Source organism: Lysinibacillus sp. fkY74-1 (assembly GCF_053165895.1).
In genome coordinates, this window is sequence record NZ_CP170173.1 from 507,827 (window position 1) to 531,086 (window position 23,260).

The following is a 23,260-nucleotide window of genomic DNA, read 5'->3' on the forward strand; positions in this document are numbered from 1 at the left end:
AGAAATGTAAAAAAAAGGGGAGGCGCGGTAGAGGATGAAATCAGCTATTCACTACATAATTGTATTAGCTTTAGTATTGGGAGCCATTTTCCTGTATAATAAGCAAATTGGCGCTATTCCTTTACTACTATTATCTGTCTATTTGTTTTATCTTGGCATTAAAAAAATGCGTAATATAAAAAACAGTAATTGAAGCTAGCAAAGGGGCTAAAACTTTGTATATAATGGGTATTATGCTTATTGTATGGAAAGTACCTTTTGCGTGGCCATTTTGCTGCGCTTGGAAAATAAAGCACCATGTAATTTTAAAACGTCCATTGTGATGAGGGAAAGGAAGTGCACGAATTGAATTTTCGTGAAATGACAAAGGAACAATTAACAGAAGAGTCGTTAATTAACTTAGCGTATGTAATTTTAAATGAAAAACGTGCCTCAGTAACTTTTAATGATTTGTTAAAAATAATTCAAGAGCTTGTAGGCTACAGTGATGAAGAAATTAAATCCCGCCTACTACAATTTTACACAGATCTTAATGTAGATGGCCGCTTCTTATATAACCAAGAAACAGGCTGGGGCTTACGTGAATGGTTTAAAGTAGAGCAGATTGAGGAAGAAACAGCACCGTCTGTTAAAACTCAAAAGAAAAAATCTAAAGCTTCTGCGGATGAAGATGATGATCTAGAAGAAGATATCGATTTGGATGAAGAAGATATCGACTTCGACGAGGACTATGAAGAATTCGTGGATGAAGAAGAGATAGACGAAGAAGATGAAGATAAAGAAGATATTGATTTTGATGAAGACGAAGATTTAGAAGATATTGAAGAAATCGATGAAGAGTTTATTGATGAAGAAGAAGAGGAGTTCGAAGAAGAAGAGGAAGAAATCTAAAACCTCACTCTTAGAATTTTCTTACTTTTATGCTTGATGTAAAAATTCTTGACTTCTATCACGGTTACGTTTAATCTTTTACTTGGGCTCCTTAAAAAAAGGAGAAAGACCGTGTATATAATACGCTCCCCCTGCAGACCTTGCAGGAGGAGCGTTTTTTTTGTTTTTAACTTTATTCAGACTAGCTCTCCCATACTTTTTGCGCGGATATGAATATAAATGTTTTAAAGTATTCATGATGTATAGTAAACGGTGACTGAATAAATGTTAAAGTTTTAAGGTTTAAAGGAAAGTGGAAAAGAGATAGAAACGATGACAGCTTCGAATCGACTACAAATTTGTAGACATTCTCGGCTTTTCTTTTTTTAGGGTGTTTGACTGTCAGATGTTCTAATCCCTAACAAAACAACTTATCTAGCAATTCTAAAGGAGGAATTTTTTCATGACGAAGTATATTTTTGTAACAGGTGGGGTTGTATCATCACTTGGAAAAGGGATTGTTGCAGCATCTCTAGGCCGTTTATTAAAAAACCGCGGTTTAGAAGTTACGATTCAAAAATTTGACCCATATATTAATATTGATCCAGGTACAATGAGTCCTTATCAACATGGTGAGGTTTTTGTAACAGATGATGGTGCTGAGGCTGACTTAGATTTAGGACATTATGAACGTTTTATTGATATTAACCTAGGAAAGCATTCTACAGTAACTTCAGGTCGTGTGTATCAATCTGTATTACAGAAGGAACGTCGTGGTGATTACAACGGTGGTACTGTACAAGTTATTCCTCACATTACAAATGAAATTAAAGATCGTATCCAACGTGCTGGTCGCGAGACAAATGCAGACGTTGTTATTACAGAAGTAGGTGGAACAGTAGGCGATATTGAATCCTTACCTTTCCTTGAAGCTATCCGTCAAATGAAAACTAATTTAGGTCATAACAATGTAATGTATATCCACTGTACATTGATTCCTTATATTAAAGCAGCTGGTGAACTAAAAACAAAGCCAACTCAGCATTCCGTAAAAGAGTTACGTTCTTTAGGTATTCAACCAAATATTATCGTTGTGCGTACTGAACAAGAGGTTCCACAAGATATGAAAGAGAAATTAGCTTTATTCTGTGATGTTCAACCACATGAAATTATTGAATCACGTGATGCGGAGCATTTATATGAAGTACCATTAAACCTACATGCCCAAGATATTGATGATATCGTTCTTGACCATTTTGGTATTACAGCTCCAGAAGCTGATATGGAAGAATGGCGTGAGCTGGTAGACAAAGTGAAAAACTTACCAAACAAAAGAAAAGTAGCGTTAGTCGGGAAATATGTAGAACTACAGGATGCTTATATTTCAGTGGTAGAAGCATTGAAGCATGCAGGCTATGTTTATAATTCTGATATTGAAATTGACTGGATTAATGCAGAGCATGTCAATGCTGATAATGTAGCTGCACTATTAAAAGATGCTGATGCGATTTTAGTACCAGGTGGCTTCGGTGATCGTGGTGTAGAAGGGAAAATTTTAGCAACGCAATTTGCGCGTGAAAATAATGTACCTTTCTTAGGTATCTGCTTAGGTATGCAGCTTGCAACAATTGAATATGCACGTAATGTACTAGGCCTAAAAGGTGCTCATTCTACAGAGCTTGATGCAAACACAGAGTACCCAATTATCGACTTCTTACCAGATCAAAATGATAGTGTAGACATTGGCGGAACATTACGTTTAGGATTATACCCATGTAAATTAAAAGACGGATCTAAGGCAAGTGAAGCATATGGCAAAGAGCTTGTTTATGAGCGTCATCGTCATCGTTATGAATTTAACAATGAATATCGTGAAGCAATGGAAGCAGCTGGTCTTGTCTTCTCAGGTACAAGCCCTGATGGTAAGCTAGTTGAAATTATTGAGCTACCAGAGAATAATTTCTTTGTAGCATGTCAATTCCACCCAGAGTTAGTGTCACGACCAAATCGTCCACAACCTCTGTTCCGTGACTTTATCGGCGCAACATTTAAATAAACAAAAAAGAGTTGTCTCGGAATATGAGACAACTCTTTTTAATTGAATTATTACAATTCTTCCTCATCAAAACCAAGCATATCATCATAGGCCATTTTGACAGCCTCATAAACAAAAAGCCCTGCAAGTGCATGTGGTACAACTATCCGTTGACCTAAATCATTTGGCAATAAACCACCCTTTATACGAGTAGAAACATACGTATAGGCTAATTCCATAAGAGGGTTTTCTGCACTGGCTGGTTCACTTGCAACAGCAGCGAAGGGAATAAATTGTGTATTTAATTTCTGAGCTAAAGCTAGTGCTTCTTCATCGTGTGCACTACGAGTAAAAATGCAAACTCGATCAGCTTCTGTTAAGTTTGTATCAGAAGTCCAAGGAGCTAACTTACTAAATGGTTCCACTGCTTGCAGAGCATTTAATTCCACTGTCTGCATTTCTCCAAAGCAAGCGAAATAGACATTACCTTCGCCAATTGCAGCTTGTGCCAATAGCCTTGCAGTCTCCTCGATAGCATCCTCTTCATTTTGTGTAATTCTTTGTAATAATCCACTTACTTGTGTTGTTAGAATTTTTGACATGATCCCACCTCTACCCATATTATAGGGGTGAAAAAGGTAGAAAGCAAAAGCAGATAATTTATAATACTAGAAGGTATTAAGCTGAAAAAGTAGAATTATACATAATAAAGAATATTTTTGTGTAAGAATAAAATATAAAAAGGGCGGAATGAAATGTGAAACGATTACTAATTGTCGATGATCAGCAGGGAATTCGTTTGCTTTTAAATGAAGTGCTGAAAAAGGAAGGATATGTTACATATTTAGCAGCCAATGGCTTAGAGGCATTAAAGTATGCAGATGAACAAGACATGGATTGCGTATTACTAGATATGAAGATACCCGGAATGGATGGTATCGAAATTTTAAGACGTTTAAAAGAAAAGTTCCCAAAGCTTCCTGTATTTATGATGACAGCGTATGGCGAGCTAGATGTTGTACAAGAAGCTTTAAATCTAGGAGCGATTCGTTACTTTACGAAGCCTTTTGATATTTTTGAAGTACGTGATGAAGTCAACAAAGCGTTACAAGCATAAAGAACAGGCAGTGAGTACACGGCCTGTTTTCTTTATGCTTAAAAAAAGAGGGAGATTTTTTCAGGTTCAAGCGCTGTGGTTTAGTTGCCTACACATTGGTGTACACTGCCGCTTTGTTGGACTGCGCTTTCATGTAGAAAATAATAGCCCTGCTTTTCAGGTTCAAGCGCTGTGGTTTAGTTACCTACACATTGTCGCACACTGTTGCTTCGTGATACTACGCTTTCGTGTAGAAAATAATAGCCCCTGCTTTTCAGGTTCAAGCGCCGTCGTTACGTTGCACTGCACTTTGTCGACACTGCCGCTACGTTGCACTACGCTTTAATGTAGAAAATAATAGCCCCTGCTTTTCAGGTTCAAGCGCCGTCGTTACGTTGCACTGCACTTTGTCGACACTGCCGCTACGTTGCACTGCGCTTTCGTGTAGAAAATAATAGCCCCTGCTTTTCAGGTTCAAGCGCCGTCGTTACGTTGCACTGCACTTTGTCGACACTGCCGCTACGTTGCACTGCGCTTTCGTGTAGAAAATAATAGCCCCTGCTTTTCAGGGGCTAGCGCCGTCGTTACGTTGCACTGCACTTTGTCGACACTGCCGCTACGTTGCACTGCGCTTTCGTGTAGAAAATAATAGCCCCTGCTTTTCAGGGGCTATTATTTTTGCTATGATTGAGGAGCATATTTATGTAGAAAGAATAGTCCTAAGAGGAGGATTTTTAGTATGGCATTAGTATCTATGAAAGAGATGTTAATTAAAGCAAAAGCAGAGGGTTATGCTGTTGGTCAATTCAACATTAACAACCTTGAGTGGACACAAGCAATTTTACAAGCAGCTGAAGAAGAAAAATCTCCAGTGATTCTTGGTGTATCTGAAGGTGCAGGGAAATACATGGGCGGATTTATTTCTGTTGTTCACATGGTAAAGGGTTTAATGGAATCCTACGGTACTACAGTTCCAGTAGCCATTCATCTTGACCATGGTTCTAGCTTTGCAAAATGTAAAGAGGCAATTGATGCAGGCTTTACTTCTGTGATGATTGATGCTTCACACCATCCATTTGAGGAAAATGTGAAAATTACTTCAGAAGTAGTAGAATATGCACATGCTAAAGGCGTTTCTGTAGAAGCGGAATTAGGAACAGTTGGTGGAGATGAAGATGGCGTAATCGGCGGTATTATTTATGCTAACCCTGAAGAATGCCGTAAAATGGTTGAGCTTACAGACATCGACTGCTTAGCGCCAGCACTTGGCTCAGTACATGGTCCTTACAAAGGAGAACCAAATCTAGGCTTCAAGGAAATGGAAGAAATCTCTAAATTGGCAGATCTTCCGTTAGTATTACATGGTGGTACAGGTATTCCAACAAAAGATATCCAACGTTCTATTTCATTAGGTACAGCAAAAATTAACGTTAATACTGAAAATCAAATTGAAGCAACAAAAGCAATCCGTGAGATTCTTGACAATGACAAAGTTGTTTACGATCCTCGTAAATTCCTTGGTCCTGCAAGAGAAGCAATTAAAGCAACGGTTATTGGTAAAATTCGCGAATTTGGTAGTGCACAAAAAGCATAATTTTTGCATTTAATATGTTACAAAAGCATAGATAAATACACATAATAAGAGAAGTGTTGATGCTTTCAATCGACCTTCTCTTGTTTTTGAAATAAAGAAATTTTGGAAAAATATTTAATAATATAAGAAAAATGATCAGGAGGAAATAATATGAAATTTTTTATTGATACAGCAAATTTTGAAGAGATTAAAGAGGCACATGCATGGGGGATTTTATCAGGAGTTACAACAAACCCATCATTAGTGGCTAAAGAAGAAAATGTTTCTTTCCATGATCGTCTTCGTGAAATTGCTGAGATTGTCGATGGCTCGGTAAGCGGAGAAGTTATTGCATTGGATGCAGAAGGAATGATTAAAGAGGGCTTGGAATTAGCTGCTATTGCTCCTAACATTACAGTGAAACTACCAATGACTCCAGCGGGATTAGAAGCTTGTCGTTTCTTTGCAAACAAAGGAATTAAAACAAACGTAACATTAATTTTTAGTGCAAACCAAGCATTAATGGCTGCGCGTGCAGGTGCTACATATGTATCACCATTTATCGGCCGTTTAGATGACATTGGTCAAAATGGTGTAGAGCTAATTGAAACAATTGCTGACATGTTTACAATTCATAATATTGATACACAAATTATTGCTGCCTCTGTTCGTCACCCTCAGCACGTTACGGCTGCAGCTTTAGCTGGCGCGCATATTTCAACAACTCCATTTAAAGTTTTAAAACAACTTTTCCACCATCCATTAACGGAAAAAGGAATTGAAGGATTTTTAGCGGATTGGAATAAGAGAAAAGGCGAATAATAAGAATATACAGTGAGCCAATTGCAAAAAATACTACTTTCCAATCATGAGGGAGAACGCAAAATGGATGTTTATAAAATTACTGGCGAAAATCGTCTACAAGGTACAATTAAAGTTAGTGGTGCAAAAAATAGTGCAGTCGCCTTAATTCCTGCATCAATTTTGGCGAACTCTCCAGTGACTATTGGAGGGATACCAGAAATTTCAGATGCATGGACGTTAAAGGCTTTATTAGAGGAAATTGGTGGGGAAGTATCGTTTGAGGATGGGAAGATGACAATCGATCCAACAGACATGATTGCATTACCATTACCAAACGGCAATGTTAAAAAGTTACGTGCCTCTTATTATTTAATGGGGGCCATGCTAGGGCGTTTCAAGAAAGCTGTCATTGGTTTACCTGGTGGCTGTTTCTTGGGTCCTCGACCAATTGATCAACATATAAAGGGCTTTGAAGCATTAGGCGCTAAAATTACGAATGAACATGGCGCAATTTATTTACGTGCAGATGAGTTGATTGGGGCTAAAATTTATTTAGATGTCGCAAGTGTCGGTGCAACGATTAACATCATGTTAGCTGCTGTCCTTGCGAAGGGTCGTACCGTTATAGAAAATGCAGCGAAGGAACCTGAAATTATTGATGTAGCAACACTACTAACAAATATGGGGGCCAATATTAAAGGGGCAGGTACAAGTGTCATCCGTATTGAAGGGGTAGAAGAACTACATGGTACAGAGCATACGATTATACCAGATCGCATTGAAGCGGCGACATTTATGATAATGGCTGCAGCCGTAGGTGATGGTATTACAATTGATAATGTAATTCCACTGCATTTAGAAGCAATTATAGCGAAGCTTCGTGAAATGGGTGTGAAGATTGAAATTGGTGAAGAAAGTATTTATGTACCAAAAACAGACCTCTCCACTTTGCAAGCTGTTGATGTAAAAACATTGGTGTATCCTGGTTTCCCAACCGATATTCAGCAACCACTTGCTGTGTTAATGTCACAGGCATTCGGTTCCTCAAAAGTAACAGATACTATTTATACAGCTCGATTTAAACATATTGATGAGCTTCGTCGTATGAATGCTGATGCTCGTGTAGAAGGCAATACGGCCATTATTAAAGGGCCAAGTAGACTACACGGCTCAACAGTAACAGCTACAGATCTACGCGCAGGTGCAGCTTTAGTTTTAGCTGGTCTATTAGCTGAAGGCGAAACGGAAGTGCAAGATATCTATCATATCGAACGTGGCTATAGCTCACTTATTGAGAAATTACGTGATTTAGGCGCTGATATTCGACGTGAAACAATCCTGGCACGCGTAGCTGAGACAAAGGAATAATGAGAGCTAAAAGTTTTCACTCAATTATGTTACAATAGAGGTAATTTGAATGTTTCGGTATGAAAAACGGCCGATAACGGGAGGCAAAGCAACAATGGAACGTAGTTTATCGATGGAAGTAGTACGAGTAACAGAAGCAGCAGCAATTGCATCCGGGAAATGGATGGGACGCGGTTTAAAAATTGAGGCAGATGATGCAGCAACAACAGCGATGCGCAAAATGTTCGATACAATTCCAATGCATGCTACAGTAGTAATTGGTGAAGGTGAAATGGATGAAGCACCAATGCTTTATATTGGTGAAGAACTTGGCTTACGAAGTGGTGGTCCAAAAGTAGATATTGCTGTGGATCCATTAGAAGGTACAAATATTGTAGCAAAAGGTACGAATGGTGCCATGACAGTCCTTGCAATTGCAGATAAAGGTAATCTGTTAAATGCACCAGATATGTACATGGAGAAAATTGCTGTAGGGCCAGAAGCGGCTGGTAAAGTAGATATCAATGCTTCTGTCACTTATAACTTATTACAAGTAGCAAAAGCAAAAAATAAAGATATTTCAGATGTCGTTGCTACTCTATTAGATCGACCACGTCACCAAGCAATTGTTGATGAAATTCGCGAGGCTGGTGCACGTATTAAGTTTATTCAAGATGGCGATGTTGGTGCAGCAATTAATACTGCCTTTGATGAAACAGGTATTGATATTATGTTTGGAACAGGCGGCGCACCAGAGGGTGTTATTTCGGCTGTAGCCTTAAAATGCCTGGGTGGAGACTTCCAAGCAAAATTAGTACCCGAAGATGAGGAGCAATTAGAACGCTGCCATAAAATGGGTGTAGATGTGGATAAAGTTCTTTATTTAGACGATCTAGTAAAAGGTGACGACGCTATTTTTGCTGCAACAGCTGTGACAGATTGTGAGCTTTTAAAGGGTGTTCAATATAAAGGTGCTTACGCATTAACGCACTCGGTAGTTATGCGTGCTAAGTCTGGTACGGTTCGCTTTGTAGAAGGTCGTCACGCACTTGAGAAAAAACCTAGATATTAATGATATTATCTTCTAAAATATACCTAGTACATTTATTGTGCTAGGTACCTTCTTCTTAAAATAAACCATCCCGTAGTTTGTAAGGCAATGTTATATTATATGGTGGATTTGTTATTGACCTATAGAGGTAACCGTATACTATGAACAGAGCTATTCGTTCGTAAAAAATCTTCGATGATAACCCCAATAATTGTATTATATTTTGAAAAAGACTGGAGTTGTGCATATGTCTGCATTGACAATCGCTCAATTAGAAAACATGACGTTAAAAGAGCTTTACGCTCTTGCACGCCAATATAAAATTTCATATTATAGCAAGCTAACGAAAAAAGAATTAATATTTGCTATTTTGAAAACGCGTTCAGAGCAAGAAGGCTATTTCTTTATGGAAGGCGTACTTGAAATTGTTTCGCAAGAGGGCTTTGGCTTCCTTCGACCAATAAACTACTCTCCAAGTAAAGAAGATATTTATATTTCTGCATCTCAAATACGTCGCTTTGATCTTCGTAATGGGGACAAGGTATCTGGGAAGGTGCGACCACCTAAAGAAAATGAACGTTATTACGGCTTATTACAAGTAGATGCCGTCAATGGCGAGGATCCTGAAGTTGCAAAGGAACGTGTGCATTTCCCTGCTTTAACACCGTTATATCCAAACAGACAAATTAAACTGGAAACAACTCAGCGTAATTTATCAACACGTATTATGGATTTAGTGGCGCCTGTAGGTTTTGGTCAGCGTGGATTAATCGTAGCTCCGCCGAAAGCGGGGAAAACATCTTTATTAAAAGAAATTGCAAACGCTATTACGACAAATCATCCAGAAGCAGAGTTAATTGTCTTACTGATAGATGAACGTCCTGAAGAAGTAACGGATATTGAGCGATCTGTAAATGCAGATGTTGTTAGCTCAACGTTTGATGAAGTTCCAGAGAATCATGTCAAAGTAGCAGAAATCGTTTTAGAACGTGCACGCCGTTTAGTGGAACATAAACGTGATGTCATTATTTTAATGGATTCTATCACACGTTTGGCACGTGCATTTAACCTAGTTATTCCTCCAAGTGGACGCACGCTTTCAGGGGGGATTGACCCTGCTGCCTTCCATAGACCTAAGCGTTTCTTCGGATCGGCTCGAAATATTGAAGAAGGCGGTAGCTTAACGATATTAGCGACTGCTTTAGTAGATACTGGTTCACGTATGGATGAGGTTATTTACGAGGAATTTAAGGGGACAGGTAATTTAGAGCTTCATCTAGATCGCCAGTTGGCAGAGCGCCGAATTTTCCCTGCGCTTGATATTCGCCGTTCAGGTACACGTAAGGAAGAGTTATTGCTTGAGCCTGAACAACTTGAAAAACTATGGGCAATTCGTAAAACATTTTCAGACGCGCCTGATTTTGCGGAACGCTTCTTGAAAAAACTTCGTACAACAAAATCTAATGAAGAATTTTTTGAAAAACTGAACGAAGATATGAAAAAAGCAACAAAAGGTAAAGGTTTATTATAGAACTGCCATCACCATTGACAAATAATTGTCAATGGTGATTTTTTTTGTATATGTTTGAATGAAAAAATGTTTATTGAAATTGATAATCATTATCAATATAATGAAATTAATAAATATCTTTTTGAAGGAGATTCGGATGAATTATGATGCTTATATGCTGCTTTGGCAAAATGCCTATGTTCAAATGAAGCATATTAACTACATAAATAAATCAAAAGTTCAAGTTTCAAAGGTATTAACTAATAGTTCGTTTCTTATCATTACAGCAGGCGAGGCGCAAATTGTCATTGATGAGCAGCCTTATTATGTACAGCGTTTCAGTATTTTTCACATTGGTAAATCTCAGTGTTTGCAGATTAATGCACAGCATAGTGTTAGCTACTTCCTCATACGTTATGAAGGAGATGTCATCTATAAAGATGCCTTTATGCAGCATTTACAGATGCAATATCAACCTTTTCAAATAAATTTCTCTTGTGTGCCTGCTAATCCAATAGCCATTCATAACATTCTTCAAGATATGTATAGCAGATGGATATCTGGCTCTATTCAAGATCATTTTTCAGTCAAAGCTTCTTTGTATGAATTTGTTTATCGTATGTTTCAGGAATTAGCAGATGGGCAGGGCAACCCACATGAAATGGATAAGGCAGAAGTAGCACGGCTGTATATTCATCAGCATCTTCACCAACCATTATCTATACAATCACTGGCAGATACGCTCCATATTAGTACACGGCATTTATTACGAATTTTTAAAGCACGCTATGGGGTAGGACCACAAATTTATTTACAGCAATTGAGAATTGAGCAGGCAAAACAATATTTGTTAGAAAATCAATTTGGTATAAAGGAAATTGCTATTTCACTTGGCTATGAAGATGAATACTATTTTAGTCGTGCCTTTAAAAAGGCTACAAATATGGCACCAAGTAATTTTAGGCTGAAATATACATCATTTATGTCTGAAATGGCCATTACAAATGAGAATCATTTTCAATACAATAAAAATCACCTCGCGCAAGCACACCGATTTGAGATTGGAGAAAATGAGATGATGATGCAAAAGATGATTCAACATATAAAACTGCCTTTTTTTCTGAGCCTGTTTGTTTTATTAGCTGCATGTAATGAAAATTCGGTCTCAACAAAAGTAGACCACACTACTTCAGATACTATAGAGACGAGAATGGTGACAGATGACAGTGGTCGTGAAGTAGAAATTCCAGTAAGAGCAAAAAGAGTCATCACAGACTGGTATCTAGGACAAATTTTAGCGTTAGATATTGTACCAGTAGGAGGCGTAACAGCTAACCTCGATTATGCAGCATTTCTAAAACAACACTACAAGGATGGGGAAATTACCAATATTGGTACTGATGGTAAGGTATCATTGGAAAAAATTCTAGAGCTAAAGCCGGATTTAATTATTACATGGAATCCAGAAGATGTAGGCAAGTATGAGAAAATTGCACCTACAATTGTTTTTGCTGAGGATGCTCATTCATCAGCTAGAGAGGAAATTGAGGCAATGGGGAATTATTTAGGAAGACAAAAAGAAGCAGAAATCTTTATGGATGAGTTTGAAGAACGTTTAGCCCAAGCTAAGGAAAAAATTAATGATGTAATTCCAGACGGAGCGACTTTTACTATTTACGAAATGTTTGAAAAAAATGCAACTATTGTTGGAAATTCAAGTGTATCGGGTGGTAGAGCACTCTATCAAATTTTGGGCATGAAACCACAAGAAAAAGTGCAGGAGTTATTTGATGCAAAAGAGGCGAGTGGTGGACGTTATGAGATCTCCTATGAGGTAGTAGGTGATTATGTAGGTGACTATAACTTCATGATTAACTTCTTTAACAAAGATGGGAAGTTGCCAGGCACTTGGACAAACTTAGATGTCGTAAAAAATAATCAAATCATAGAGCTTCCATCGGAATATTATTTTGCCTCAGATCCACTTTCGGGTCTCCATCAAGCTGAAGAGCTAGCTGACAAAATAGTAGAGTTTACCAAGGTTCAACAAAAATAACTAGATAGTAGATATGAAGATTGATATTGCAATAGGAGGCTACCAACCATGTTATTACAGCGATTTTTCTCATATTACAAACCGTATAAACGCTTATTTATTTTAGATTTTAGCTGCGCCATTTTAGTAGCATTAATTGAATTAGCATTTCCAATTGTTTTAAATAAAGTAATTGATGATATTTTGCCAGATGGCGAGCTAAAGTGGATTATTATGGCGAGTTTATTGCTTTTTGCTTTATATATCTTTAACTCCATTCTCCATTTCATCGTTTCCTACTGGGGGCATATGCTAGGGATTAATATTGAAACGGATATGAGAAAGGAATCCTTTAGCCATGTACAAAAACTTTCCTTCAGATACTTTGATAATAATAAAACGGGGCATCTTGTTTCCCGATTAACAAACGATTTAATGGATATCGGTGAGCTTGCTCACCATGGTCCAGAAGATATTTTTATTGCTGCTATGACCATTATAGGGACATTTGGTGTCATGTTTTACATAGATCCAACCTTTACAATACTTATTTTCCTACTTGTGCCGATCATCCTAGTTTTGACAATTATTTTCGGAAAGTTAATGTCCAAAGCATTCCGTCAAATGTTTGGTGATATTGCTGACTTTAATGCACGTGTTGAAAACAATGTCAGCGGTATTCGCGTTGTACAGGCTTTTACAAATGAGGATCATGAAATTAAACGCTTTAAGGTAAATAATGAAAGATTCCGAATGACCAAGTTGTTCTCTTATAAGGTTATGGCTTGGAATGAAGCAATTTCAGGTATTCTGACAAAGGTATTATCATTATTTACATTATTTGTTGGTGCTTATTTTGTGTTAAATGGTGATCTATCAAATGGGGACTTTATCGCATTTATTTTACTTTCCGGGATTCTGCTAGGCCCTATTAATAAAATCAATATGTTTATAGAAAGTTATCCAAAAGGGATGGCAGGATTTAGACGTTATATTGAATTCCTTGAAACAGAGCCTGAGATAGCGGATCGACCAGGAGCGAAGGACATCAATGAAATTGACGGAGAAATTACGTTCACAGATGTATCGTTTGGCTACTCGGATACAAATCGTGCTTTACATCAAATTAATTTAACGGTTCGTTCTGGTGAGACTGTTGCCCTTGTAGGTCCATCTGGGGCAGGGAAATCTACTATTTGCAGTTTGCTTCCCCGTTTTTATGATGTCAATGAAGGCTCCATTAAAATTGATGGTGTGGATATACGCGATTTCAAATTGCAATCATTGCGTGGCCATATTGGGATTGTTCAACAAGATGTCTTTTTATTTGATGGCACTATTCGTGATAATATCGCATACGGTAATTTGAATGCCAGTGAAGAAGATATTTGGTATGCCGCACAGCGCGCACAGCTGACTGATGTCATTAAGGCGCTCCCAGAGGGTATGGATACATTAATTGGTGAGCGGGGTGTGAAGTTATCTGGTGGTCAAAAGCAAAGATTATCCATTGCGCGAATTTTCCTGAAAAACCCAAAGATACTCATACTTGATGAAGCAACATCGGCATTGGACACTGAAACCGAACAAGCTATTCAACAAGCATTAAACGAGCTTTCCATTGGTCGTACGACGTTGGTAATTGCCCATCGATTAGCAACGATCAAAGATGCAGATAGAATTGTTGTTGTATCGAAAAAGGGCATTATTGAAGAAGGAACACATGAGCAATTAATGGAACGAAAACATGCTTATTATGGCTTGTATACAGCTCAATTTGGTCTACAAATATAAGGTTAGTTATAAGCTACTCTCAACAATGAAAGGAAGTTAATTATGTCAGTACTAGAAATAGATCGTGTGGCGATTGGTTATTCCTCGACGCTCATTGTCAATGATTTAAGTGTGGAAATTCCAAAAGGGCAAATCTCCACAATTATTGGACCGAATGGTTGTGGGAAATCTACTTTATTAAAGGCCGTGTCTCGTGTACTTCATACCCAAAATGGAGCTGTCTATTTAGATGGTAAAGCCATCCATCAATTGAAGACCAAGGAAGTTGCCAAAAGAATGGCTATTTTGCCTCAAACGGCAACAGCTCCAGGAGGCTTAACTGTATTTGAGTTGGTATCATATGGTCGCTTTCCTCATCAAGTCGGATTTGGCACATTACGCAAGGAAGACTATGAGTATATCCATTGGGCTATTGATGTGACAGGATTAAGGGATTTTAGTGATCGACCAATTGAAGCATTGTCGGGTGGCCAACGCCAAAGGGTGTGGATTGCCATGGCATTAGCACAAGGCACCGATATTCTAGTACTGGATGAACCAACCACATATTTAGATTTAGCCCATCAGCTAGATATTTTATTGCTTCTACAGAAGTTAAATAAAGAAGAAGGTCGAACAATAATCATGGTATTACATGATTTGAATCATGCGTCACGATTCTCCCACTTTATCATGGCCATGAGAGACGGGAATTTAATGGTAGATGGAAGTCCAGAAAAAGTAATGACAAAGGAAAATTTACAAAGCGTTTTTAATATTGATGCTGAAATGGCTGTTTGTCCATATAGTAATAATCCAATCTGCCTATCCTATCAGCTATACGATATGAAGAAATAAAATCTAGTCCGTATGTGTATTGGGAAGTTTATAAGGAGGAAATAGAATGACTACGTCGACAGGAGTAGGAGAGCTCAACGATTTAGAGGAGCTACAGAAACGATCTCATCCGATCCGTGGAGTAGTGGCTTTAATTGTAGGAGTAATTGGATTAATTTTAGCTATTGGCTTATCGATTTCTTTTGGTGCAGCAGATATTTCACTAGGTACTGTTTGGACAGCAGTTACCCATTTTTCACCGGAATTAACGACACATCAAATTATTCATGATATTCGCTTACCACGAGTACTTGGGGCTGCTCTAGTAGGAGCAAGCTTTGCAGTAGCCGGGGCGATTATGCAAGGTATGACACGTAACCCATTAGCAGATTCAGGATTGTTAGGCTTGAACTCAGGAGCCGCATTTATGTTGGCCGTGTGCTTTGCCTTTTTCCCTGGTATGCCATATATATTTTTAATTTTATGGTCCTTTATAGGAGCAGGTCTTGGGGTGGCCATTGTTTATGGTATTGGGTCACTGTCTAAAGGTGGCTTAACACCAATGCGACTTGTTTTAGCAGGTGCGGCTGTTAGTGCATTGCTTGGAGCGCTAGGAGAAGGAATTGCCCTTTATTACCGTATTGGTCAAGACCTGGCCTTTTGGTATGCAGGTGGTGTCTCGGGAACAAAATGGAGCCATCTACAAATACTATCACCTTGGATTCTTATTGCGATGATAGGAGCTCTTATCTTATCACGGTCAATCACTGTACTGAGCTTAGGGGAAGAAATTGCTGTTGGACTTGGTCAAAGAACGGCTGTTGTGAAAATATGGGGCATGATTATTGTGTTAATTTTAGCAGGTGCAGCAGTTTCTGTTGTTGGAGCAGTTGGTTTTGTAGGCTTAATAGTTCCTCATTTAACGAGATACATAGTGGGTCATGATTATCGCTGGATTATCACATGTTCTTTAGTATATGGAGCATTGCTTGTGGTGTTAGCTGATTTAGTAGCACGCATTATCAATCCACCTTATGAAACGCCGATTGGTGCTTTAATTGCCTTTATTGGTGTACCCTTCTTCCTTTATTTAGCGCGTAAAGGAGGGAAAGAGTTATGAGTAACAGCTACTTAACACCAAGTCAGCAGAAAACAAGAAAGAAAAATTTTATCATCATTGCTACATTGCTTGTTTTAATCTTTGTTACCTTTGTGATTAGTATGAATACTGGGGTGATTAAGCTAACGCCGTTGGAGGTTTTTAAGACTCTTTTTGGACAAGGAGATGCACAACAACAATTAATCTTATTTGAATTTAGGCTTCCACGAATTGTGATTGCTGTATTAGTGGGAATGGGCTTAGCTATTTCAGGGGCAATTTTACAAGGCGTTTCCAAAAATGCTTTAGCAGACCCAGGTATTTTAGGGATTAATGCTGGTGCTGGTCTTGCAGTTATGCTGTATATTTCATTTTTTCCAACAACGAAGGCAGCACCTGTTTATTTACTCCCTGTACTTGCCTTTGTCGGAGCAGGCTTAACAGCAGTGCTAATTTATTCACTTTCTTATAAACGACACGAAGGTATTACACCGATGCGCTTAATTTTAACAGGGGTGGCTATAGCAGCCGGAATTAGCTCGGCAATGATTGTGCTAACACTACGGCTATCACCTGAAAATTATCAATTTGTGGCTACATGGCTGGCGGGGAGCATTTGGGGTTCAAATTGGAGATTTGTTCTCTCGCTGCTACCATGGCTAGTGATCTTATTACCATTTGTTTATGCGAAATCGCGGGTATTAAACATTTTAAATTTAGGCGAATTAACAGCTGTTGGATTAGGTGCCTCGATTGAAAGAGAGCGCCGTTGGCTATTAGCGGCAGCTGTTGGTTTAGCAGGAGCTAGTGTTTCTGTAAGTGGTGGTATTGGCTTTGTAGGGCTTATTGCCCCACATTTGGCTCGCCAGCTGGTTGGAGCAAAGCATCAATTTTTACTTCCTGCGGCGGCATTATTGGGTGGTTTCCTCGTATTAATGGCTGATACGATAGGTCGTTCTATTCTCGAGCCTTCAGAAATTCCAGCAGGGATTGTAGTAGCCGTTATAGGCGCTCCTTATTTCTTGTATTTATTAGCACGATTAAAGGAATAAATAGTGAAGGTACCTTGGTGAACAATAAAAGTGTATGAGCCGAGTGCAAATTGACGGAATTAAGATGAAGGAGATGGAATGTAAAAATGGAGAACGAACTCTATGATGTAACGATTGTTGGCGGTGGCCCAGCAGGTCTCTATACAGCCTTTTATAGTGGGATGCGAGATTTAAAAACGAAAATTATCGAGTATAGCTCTCAGCTTGGTGGTCGTATGTTAATTTATCCCGAAAAAATGATTTGGGACGTTGGTGGAGTTACCCCTATTTTAGGTAGACAGCTCATCAAACAGCTTGTTGAACAAGCTCAAACCTTCGATCCAACAATTATATTAAATCAAAAGGTGGAAGGATTAGAAAAGCAACCAGATGGAACATTTATTTTAACGTCCTCAACGGGTGAAAAGCATTTTTCCAAAACAGTGATTTTGGCGGTTGGTTATGGCGTTCTGACGATGCAAAAGCTTGAAATAGAAGGAGCAGATCGCTATGAAGTAACTAATTTACACTACACTGTACAGGAATTAGAGATTTTTCGGAATAAACATGTCTTAATTTCAGGTGGTGGTAATTCAGCTGTCGATTGGGCGAATGAGTTAGAGCCGATTGCAGCAAGTGTGACCATCGTTCATCGTCGTGAGGACTTTGGTGGTCATGAAAAGAACGTTTTACGGATGAAGGAATCCTCCGTATGTGTAAAAACACCATTTGAAGTAGTGCAATTACATAGTGATGGGGATTTAATACAGTCTGTATCGATTATGAATAAAGAGACGAATGAGATAGAGCGAGTTGAAGTAGATGCCGTTATTGTGAACCATGGCTTAAAATGTGATTATGGTGCACTAGAAGAATGGGGATTACATATTAAAGATGGTGTGGCACTCGTCAATGAAAAGAGGGAAACTAATATAGAAGGAATCTATGGTGCAGGTGATTTTATTGATCATCCAAGTAAAGTTAGGTTAATAGCAGGTGCCTTTACAGATGGTATATTAGCGTTAAATAGTGCAAAGCTATTAATAGAACCTGATGCACCAAAGGTTGCTTATGTGTCTTCTCATAATATCCGATTCAAAGAGCGAAATGAAAAAATAGGGTTACAAGACAATGATTATCGAGAAGTTCGAGGATAAAAACGATGGATATCTTTCTTTTGATATTTTTTTCTTGAAAATAATAAAACGACTATGCTATACTTCTTAGGTATGCAACGTGTACATATATAGCTGATGGTTTCACTCATATTCGGGCTATGTAAGGTACAGTTCGATAATACTCTGTTCCAGATGGTTCAGGGCGAGAGGAGAAAACGAATATGAAACAAGGAATTCATCCAGACTACAAAGAAGCAACAGTAACTTGCTCTTGTGGGAACACTTTCAAAACTGGTTCAGTAAAAGAAAACATCGTTGTCGAGTTCTGCAACGAATGTCACCCATTCTATACTGGCCGTCAAAAATTCGCGTCTACTGATGGTCGCGTGGATCGTTTCAACAAAAAATACGGTCTTAAAAACTAATGTTAGTTTAATACCTGCCAAGCATGTGCTTGGCAGGTATTTTTTTCAGTAAATATGACACGTTGATGCAAGTCTTTTCAAAATACAGATCGACCAAAAGAAAGGGAGAAGACAGTATGGCGCAGCTATATTTTAAACATGGTGCAATGAATAGTGGAAAATCAATAGAGATTTTAAAAGTTGCCCATAATTACGAAGAACAGCAGAAACCTGTAATGATGTTTACATCAGGTTTAGATACACGTGATGAGGTTGGCTTTGTTTCTAGTCGAGTAGGTTTAAGACAGCAAGCCATTCCTGTTTATGAAGATACAAATATTTTTGAGCTTGTGCAAAACAATGCGGTTAAACCATACTGTGTACTTGTGGATGAAGTTCAATTTTTAAAAAAAGCTCATGTTTTACAACTAGCTAACATTGTGGATGAATTAGATATTCCAGTTATGGGCTTTGGCTTAAAAAATGATTTTCAAAATGAGCTGTTCGAAGGCAGCCAATACATGCTTACATATGCAGATAAAATTGAAGAAATGAAAACCATTTGTTGGTTCTGTCATAAAAAAGCAACGATGAATTTACGAGTAGATGGAAATGGACAGCCTGTATATACGGGAGATCAAATTCAAATTGGTGGAAACGATTCCTATTATCCTGTATGTCGAAAATGTCATGCTCATCCTTCGCTATAATGGAGGACTAAGAAAAAGTGGCGTAGATGCGAAAAGTTTTTTATACTAAGTAGTGGACATAAACATTGTAAATAACCATTATGCATTAGCGTAATTTTAATGGAGAGCTCTTGAAAAATAGGAGCAATTTAAGAAACTAAATTGAGGTGAAATCCATGTTTGATCGATTACAAGCAGTGGAGGATCGCTATGAAAGGCTGACAGAGCTTTTAAGCGACCCAGATATTGTTAATGACAGTAAGAAATTACGTGAATATTCGAAGGAACAATCAGATATCCAAGAAACTGTGGATACGTATCGTGAATATAAAAATGTCAAAGAGCAATTAGTAGATACACGTGAAATGTTAGATAGCGAAAAAGATCCTGATATGCATGAAATGGTAAAGGAAGAATTTAACCTATTAAAAGCTCAGCAGGAAGAACTTGAAGAACGTTTACGTATTTTATTAATTCCCAAAGATCCTAATGATAATAAGAACGTTATTATGGAAATTCGTGGAGCAGCTGGCGGAGATGAGGCAAATATTTTTGCGGGTGATTTATTCCGCATGTATTCTCGTTATGCAGAAACACAAGGCTGGAAAATTGATATTATGGAAGCCACTCCAAACCCGATGGGCGGCTATAAAGAAGTAATCTTTATGATTAACGGACAAGGTGCTTATTCAAAGTTCAAATTTGAAAATGGTGCCCACCGTGTACAACGTGTACCAGCTACCGAATCACAAGGACGTATCCATACATCTACAGCAACAGTAGCCTGTTTACCGGAGGTAGAGGAAGTAGACGTTGAAATTCATGAAAAAGACATTCGTGTAGACACATTCGCATCTTCAGGTGCAGGTGGTCAATCCGTAAATACAACGATGTCTGCGGTCCGTATGACCCATTTACCAACAGGTGTTGTAGTTTCCATGCAGGATGAGCGTTCGCAAATTAAAAACCGTGAAAAGGCAATGAAAATTTTACGCGCTCGTGTAGCAGATATGTATATGCAAGAGGCACAAAAAGAGATCGATGCCACACGTAAGTCTGCTGTGGGTTCTGGTGATCGCTCTGAGCGAATTCGCACATACAATTATCCACAAAACCGTGTAACAGACCACCGTATTGGGTTAACAATTCAAAAGCTAGATCAAATCGTCGAGGGTAGATTGGACGAAATTATCGATACGCTTATTTTAGAAGAACAAGCATCGAAGCTAGAGCGTTTAAATGATGACTTATAAAAATGTGATGGAGGCCCTTGAGTGGGCTTCTTCTTTTTTAGTGGATAATGGTCGGGAGCAAACTGCGGCACGTATTGTTATGCAGCATATACTTGGTACAAGCTATTCAGAGGTTATGCTACATTTACAGGATAAATTAACAGAAGCACAGCAAGTAAAATTTAAAGCCCTTATAGAGGAACATGTCAATGGTCGCCCAGTTCAGTATTGTGTGGGAAGTGAGGAGTTTTATGGTCGTTCATTTATCGTCGATGAATCAGTATTAATTCCTCGACCGGAAACGGAAGAACTGATTCTTGGCACTATCAATCGTATGACTAAACTATTTCAACACCAAGCATTGAAGGTAGCTGATATAGGTACAGGCAGTGGTGCTATTGCCATTTCAATGAAGCTGGAGTGTCCTACGTTAACGGTCGTAGCTACTGATTTATCTGAAGCTGCATTAGCGACAGCACAAAAAAATGCACAGAGATTAGAGGCTAATATTGATTTTAGGCTGGGAGATTTAACTGCTCCGCTCGCAGGTGAGAAGTTTGATATTGTTTTATCGAACCCTCCCTATATCGCTTTTGAAGAGGCGCAGGCTATGTCGGATGTTGTATTAAAGCATGAGCCTCATAGCGCGTTATTTGCTGAGGAAGATGGTCTTATTTTATATCGACAATTAGCAGAGCAATTGCCAGCGTATATGAATAGACCAGCATTAATTGGGTTAGAAATCGGTTATACACAAGGTGAAAAAGTAGCAAAGTTCTTTCAAGATAGTTTTCCACAGGCTACGATTTCGATAGAAAAAGATATTAATGGTAAACCGCGAATGATTTTTTGTGAGATTCATGTATAAAGTGTCTTCATCTTGCCAACAATGTTGAGCAAGGAGGGATTTACATGTTAAATGAATACAAGATTATTAGATTACCTAAACAAAATATCTTTCTAGCGTTTGCTAGATTAGTAGTAGTGGCCATTGCTTTACAGCTATGTGTTTTATATATGCCATCATTAGTAGGTTTTGCAAAAGAGGCTACTAATCAAGAACAAGAAAAAGATTTTAGAATTCGTGTAATTGCTAATAGCAATACAGCACAAGATCAGCATGAGAAAGAGCAGCTTGTTGAAGAATTAAAACCCTATTTTATGCAAGTAGTAACTGCAGGAGTTTCAGGGAATGAGCAAATTCAAACGTTAAAGCAACAAATTGAAACAGAATTAAGCAAAAATTATCCACAGATAGATACACAGGTAGTGGTTGGGGATAACTTATTTCCGCCTAAAAGACAGGGAGCGGTATTATATCCACAAAATGTGTATCACTCCATTGTAGTTAAAATTGGTGATGCGCGTGGTGATAACTGGTGGTGCAGTATATTCCCATCCATTTGTGAGCCCGAAAAAGAAGAAGTAAAAGCAGAAGAGCCAGAAGAGGAAGAGCAAGTAACATTCTTTATTTGGGAATGGATTAAAGGGCTTTTTGCATGAATTGTTCACAAATTCAGATAACTTATGCACATTTTTTAAGCAGTTATAAACAATTTGTGGATAATTCAGTAAGAATCAATAAATGAAGGTAGGTTTTAAACATGGAAACCGTTTGCAAGGTTGTGGACAGTAATGTGAATAGTCAAATAAATTATACACAAGCTGTGGATATCTTAAATGCGGGAGAGGTAGTAGCATTTCCGACAGAAACGGTTTATGGGCTAGGTGCTGTTGCAACAAATGATACGGCAGTAAAGAAGATATTTGAAGCGAAGGGCCGCCCTTCAGATAACCCTTTAATTGTTCATGTTGGTACAAAAGAGGAAGTAACGAACTATATAGAACATATTTCTGAAATAGCCAAACAATGCATCGATTTATTTTGGCCAGGACCGTTAACGCTTGTAATGCCTGCTAAACCAAATGTGCTGGCTCAAAGTGTAACGGCTGGATTATCGACTGTCGGCATCCGTATGCCAGACCACCCAGTAGCACTTGCCTTATTACAGCAGCTTCAAAAACCACTTGCTGCGCCAAGTGCTAATCGTAGTGGTAAGCCGAGTCCAACAGAAGCTATCCATGTTTTAGATGATTTGGGAGGGTACATACCTTATATTTTGGATGGAGGTTCCACAGGCATTGGGTTAGAATCCACTGTATTAGATGTGACACACGAGCCTCCAGTAATTTTACGTCCGGGTGGCATTACGAAGGAGATGCTTGAAGCAACAATTGGTCCGGTTATTCAACCAACCAAAATAGAGCAGAAACTAGAAGAGACACCAAAGGCTCCAGGCATGAAATATACACATTATGCACCAAATGCGCCGGTATACTTAATCAATTGCCATGATGGGGAAGTAAGCGAAGCTGTTCAACAATTACAGCAGCAAGGACATGAAGTAGCACTTCTTGCACCTCAAAATTTCCAACATATTAAAGCTGATTTTTACTTCTCAGTAGGTGAAGAGGGAAGTAAAGAAGACATGGGTGCTTCGTTATACCATGCACTTAGAGCATGTGATAAAACAACAGCTACCGTTATTTTAGCTACGACAACTTCGACTGAAGGCGTAGGGGCAGCTATTATGAATAGACTTGAAAAGGCTTCTGGAGGCAAATGGTATTCATTGTAAATAAAAATGAGTGACAAAAGACATTAATAAATTTACATGTCTTTTGTCCTTTTTTTATAGGCAGGGATCCTCTTTATAAAAAGGAAAATCTTATGTGGACAAATATGATAATAATGT

Annotated in this window: 22 protein-coding genes; 21 read left to right on the plus strand and 1 reads right to left on the minus strand. The window is 38.4% G+C overall.

The window, feature by feature from the left end; all coding sequences use genetic code 11:
- The first annotated feature begins 34 nt into the window (after nt 1-34).
- From ACE1MS_RS02405 to ACE1MS_RS02415, 3 genes are all read left to right on the plus strand, one after another.
- Nucleotides 35-193 carry a hypothetical protein gene (locus ACE1MS_RS02405; RefSeq protein ID WP_012292732.1) on the plus strand — a complete coding sequence of 53 codons (159 nt, stop codon included), beginning with the start codon at nt 35-37 and terminating at the stop codon, nt 191-193.
- Between the two features lie 152 nt (nt 194-345).
- Nucleotides 346-891: a DNA-directed RNA polymerase subunit delta gene (rpoE, locus tag ACE1MS_RS02410; RefSeq protein WP_031418485.1), complete on the plus strand. Its 546-nt coding sequence runs from the start codon at nt 346-348 to the stop codon at nt 889-891.
- Between the two features lie 442 nt (nt 892-1,333).
- Nucleotides 1,334-2,926 carry a CTP synthase gene (locus tag ACE1MS_RS02415; RefSeq protein WP_012292734.1) on the plus strand — a complete coding sequence of 531 codons (1,593 nt, stop codon included), beginning with the start codon at nt 1,334-1,336 and terminating at the stop codon, nt 2,924-2,926.
- 50 nt (nt 2,927-2,976) lie between these two features.
- On the opposite strand, the gene ACE1MS_RS02420 is transcribed toward ACE1MS_RS02415, so the two are convergent.
- Nucleotides 2,977-3,507 (minus strand): DUF2529 family protein, encoded by a 531-nt coding sequence (locus ACE1MS_RS02420; RefSeq protein ID WP_200990842.1) that lies wholly within the window; start codon nt 3,505-3,507, stop codon nt 2,977-2,979.
- Nucleotides 3,508-3,662: 155 nt separating this feature from the next.
- On the opposite strand from ACE1MS_RS02420, the gene ACE1MS_RS02425 reads away from it, so the two are divergent.
- The 18 genes from ACE1MS_RS02425 to ACE1MS_RS02510 all read left to right on the plus strand — a co-directional run bounded on the left by ACE1MS_RS02425 (nt 3,663) and on the right by ACE1MS_RS02510 (nt 23,143).
- Nucleotides 3,663-4,022 (plus strand): response regulator, encoded by a 360-nt coding sequence (locus ACE1MS_RS02425; RefSeq protein WP_012292736.1) that lies wholly within the window; start codon nt 3,663-3,665, stop codon nt 4,020-4,022.
- Between the two features lie 718 nt (nt 4,023-4,740).
- On the plus strand, nt 4,741-5,595 hold the full coding sequence (locus tag ACE1MS_RS02430; protein WP_012292737.1) for a class II fructose-bisphosphate aldolase: 855 nt from the start codon (nt 4,741-4,743) through the stop codon (nt 5,593-5,595).
- A gap of 150 nt (nt 5,596-5,745) precedes the next feature.
- Nucleotides 5,746-6,396 carry a fructose-6-phosphate aldolase gene (gene fsa / locus ACE1MS_RS02435; protein ID WP_447402675.1) on the plus strand — a complete coding sequence of 217 codons (651 nt, stop codon included), beginning with the start codon at nt 5,746-5,748 and terminating at the stop codon, nt 6,394-6,396.
- 63 nt (nt 6,397-6,459) lie between these two features.
- A complete protein-coding gene (locus tag ACE1MS_RS02440) occupies nt 6,460-7,746 on the plus strand; it encodes a UDP-N-acetylglucosamine 1-carboxyvinyltransferase (RefSeq protein ID WP_036123013.1) in 1,287 nt (428 codons plus the stop codon).
- Nucleotides 7,747-7,840: 94 nt separating this feature from the next.
- On the plus strand, nt 7,841-8,797 hold the full coding sequence (gene glpX, locus ACE1MS_RS02445; protein ID WP_008179010.1) for a class II fructose-bisphosphatase: 957 nt from the start codon (nt 7,841-7,843) through the stop codon (nt 8,795-8,797).
- Between the two features lie 226 nt (nt 8,798-9,023).
- Nucleotides 9,024-10,307 carry a transcription termination factor Rho gene (rho, locus tag ACE1MS_RS02450; protein ID WP_012292741.1) on the plus strand — a complete coding sequence of 428 codons (1,284 nt, stop codon included), beginning with the start codon at nt 9,024-9,026 and terminating at the stop codon, nt 10,305-10,307.
- 136 nt (nt 10,308-10,443) lie between these two features.
- Nucleotides 10,444-12,342 (plus strand): helix-turn-helix domain-containing protein, encoded by a 1,899-nt coding sequence (locus ACE1MS_RS02455; protein ID WP_447402676.1) that lies wholly within the window; start codon nt 10,444-10,446, stop codon nt 12,340-12,342.
- Between the two features lie 48 nt (nt 12,343-12,390).
- On the plus strand, nt 12,391-14,115 hold the full coding sequence (locus ACE1MS_RS02460; RefSeq protein ID WP_197149088.1) for an ABC transporter ATP-binding protein: 1,725 nt from the start codon (nt 12,391-12,393) through the stop codon (nt 14,113-14,115).
- Nucleotides 14,116-14,157: 42 nt separating this feature from the next.
- Nucleotides 14,158-14,952: an ABC transporter ATP-binding protein gene (locus tag ACE1MS_RS02465; protein WP_447402677.1), complete on the plus strand. Its 795-nt coding sequence runs from the start codon at nt 14,158-14,160 to the stop codon at nt 14,950-14,952.
- 46 nt (nt 14,953-14,998) lie between these two features.
- Nucleotides 14,999-16,051, plus strand: a complete 1,053-nt coding sequence (locus tag ACE1MS_RS02470) for a FecCD family ABC transporter permease (protein WP_031418493.1) — start codon at nt 14,999-15,001, stop codon at nt 16,049-16,051.
- On the plus strand, nt 16,048-17,082 hold the full coding sequence (locus ACE1MS_RS02475) for a FecCD family ABC transporter permease (RefSeq protein ID WP_012292747.1): 1,035 nt from the start codon (nt 16,048-16,050) through the stop codon (nt 17,080-17,082). Before ACE1MS_RS02470 ends, ACE1MS_RS02475 begins: the two co-directional genes overlap by 4 nt.
- A gap of 86 nt (nt 17,083-17,168) precedes the next feature.
- Complete coding sequence (locus ACE1MS_RS02480) at nt 17,169-18,218, plus strand: NAD(P)/FAD-dependent oxidoreductase (protein WP_447402678.1); 1,050 nt, start codon at nt 17,169-17,171, stop codon at nt 18,216-18,218.
- 182 nt (nt 18,219-18,400) lie between these two features.
- Nucleotides 18,401-18,604, plus strand: a complete 204-nt coding sequence (gene rpmE / locus ACE1MS_RS02485; RefSeq protein WP_025114780.1) for a 50S ribosomal protein L31 — start codon at nt 18,401-18,403, stop codon at nt 18,602-18,604.
- A 116-nt stretch (nt 18,605-18,720) separates the two neighbouring features.
- Nucleotides 18,721-19,293 carry a thymidine kinase gene (locus ACE1MS_RS02490; RefSeq protein ID WP_012292749.1) on the plus strand — a complete coding sequence of 191 codons (573 nt, stop codon included), beginning with the start codon at nt 18,721-18,723 and terminating at the stop codon, nt 19,291-19,293.
- Between the two features lie 155 nt (nt 19,294-19,448).
- The gene (gene prfA / locus ACE1MS_RS02495; RefSeq protein ID WP_012292750.1) at nt 19,449-20,525 is read left to right on the plus strand and encodes a peptide chain release factor 1; all 1,077 of its coding nucleotides are present in this window, start codon (nt 19,449-19,451) and stop codon (nt 20,523-20,525) included.
- The gene (gene prmC, locus ACE1MS_RS02500; protein ID WP_036160731.1) at nt 20,512-21,372 is read left to right on the plus strand and encodes a peptide chain release factor N(5)-glutamine methyltransferase; all 861 of its coding nucleotides are present in this window, start codon (nt 20,512-20,514) and stop codon (nt 21,370-21,372) included. The genes prfA and prmC overlap by 14 nt, the downstream gene beginning before the upstream one ends.
- Nucleotides 21,373-21,416: 44 nt before the next feature.
- Nucleotides 21,417-22,007: a stage II sporulation protein R gene (locus tag ACE1MS_RS02505; RefSeq protein WP_447402679.1), complete on the plus strand. Its 591-nt coding sequence runs from the start codon at nt 21,417-21,419 to the stop codon at nt 22,005-22,007.
- A gap of 101 nt (nt 22,008-22,108) precedes the next feature.
- The gene (locus tag ACE1MS_RS02510) at nt 22,109-23,143 is read left to right on the plus strand and encodes an L-threonylcarbamoyladenylate synthase (RefSeq protein WP_099806127.1); all 1,035 of its coding nucleotides are present in this window, start codon (nt 22,109-22,111) and stop codon (nt 23,141-23,143) included.
- The last annotated feature ends 117 nt before the right edge of the window (nt 23,144-23,260 follow it).

Bases quoted from the DNA above. Each gene is read 5' to 3' on its own strand.
- ACE1MS_RS02465 (WP_447402677.1), top strand. From the start codon at position 14,158: ATGTCAGTACTAGAAATAGATCGTGTGGCGATTGGTTATTCCTCGACG.
- ACE1MS_RS02415 (WP_012292734.1), top strand. From the start codon at position 1,334: ATGACGAAGTATATTTTTGTAACAGGTGGGGTTGTATCATCACTTGGA.
- ACE1MS_RS02440 (WP_036123013.1), top strand. From the start codon at position 6,460: ATGGATGTTTATAAAATTACTGGCGAAAATCGTCTACAAGGTACAATT.
- ACE1MS_RS02480 (WP_447402678.1), top strand. From the start codon at position 17,169: ATGGAGAACGAACTCTATGATGTAACGATTGTTGGCGGTGGCCCAGCA.
- glpX (WP_008179010.1), top strand. From the start codon at position 7,841: ATGGAACGTAGTTTATCGATGGAAGTAGTACGAGTAACAGAAGCAGCA.
- ACE1MS_RS02510 (WP_099806127.1), top strand. From the start codon at position 22,109: ATGGAAACCGTTTGCAAGGTTGTGGACAGTAATGTGAATAGTCAAATA.
- ACE1MS_RS02420 (WP_200990842.1), bottom strand. From the start codon at position 3,507: ATGTCAAAAATTCTAACAACACAAGTAAGTGGATTATTACAAAGAATT.
- ACE1MS_RS02505 (WP_447402679.1), top strand. From the start codon at position 21,417: ATGTTAAATGAATACAAGATTATTAGATTACCTAAACAAAATATCTTT.
- ACE1MS_RS02470 (WP_031418493.1), top strand. From the start codon at position 14,999: ATGACTACGTCGACAGGAGTAGGAGAGCTCAACGATTTAGAGGAGCTA.
- ACE1MS_RS02475 (WP_012292747.1), top strand. From the start codon at position 16,048: ATGAGTAACAGCTACTTAACACCAAGTCAGCAGAAAACAAGAAAGAAA.
- rpmE (WP_025114780.1), top strand. From the start codon at position 18,401: ATGAAACAAGGAATTCATCCAGACTACAAAGAAGCAACAGTAACTTGC.
- ACE1MS_RS02430 (WP_012292737.1), top strand. From the start codon at position 4,741: ATGGCATTAGTATCTATGAAAGAGATGTTAATTAAAGCAAAAGCAGAG.
- ACE1MS_RS02405 (WP_012292732.1), top strand. From the start codon at position 35: ATGAAATCAGCTATTCACTACATAATTGTATTAGCTTTAGTATTGGGA.
- fsa (WP_447402675.1), top strand. From the start codon at position 5,746: ATGAAATTTTTTATTGATACAGCAAATTTTGAAGAGATTAAAGAGGCA.
- prfA (WP_012292750.1), top strand. From the start codon at position 19,449: ATGTTTGATCGATTACAAGCAGTGGAGGATCGCTATGAAAGGCTGACA.
- ACE1MS_RS02455 (WP_447402676.1), top strand. From the start codon at position 10,444: ATGAATTATGATGCTTATATGCTGCTTTGGCAAAATGCCTATGTTCAA.
- ACE1MS_RS02460 (WP_197149088.1), top strand. From the start codon at position 12,391: ATGTTATTACAGCGATTTTTCTCATATTACAAACCGTATAAACGCTTA.
- rho (WP_012292741.1), top strand. From the start codon at position 9,024: ATGTCTGCATTGACAATCGCTCAATTAGAAAACATGACGTTAAAAGAG.
- ACE1MS_RS02490 (WP_012292749.1), top strand. From the start codon at position 18,721: ATGGCGCAGCTATATTTTAAACATGGTGCAATGAATAGTGGAAAATCA.
- prmC (WP_036160731.1), top strand. From the start codon at position 20,512: ATGATGACTTATAAAAATGTGATGGAGGCCCTTGAGTGGGCTTCTTCT.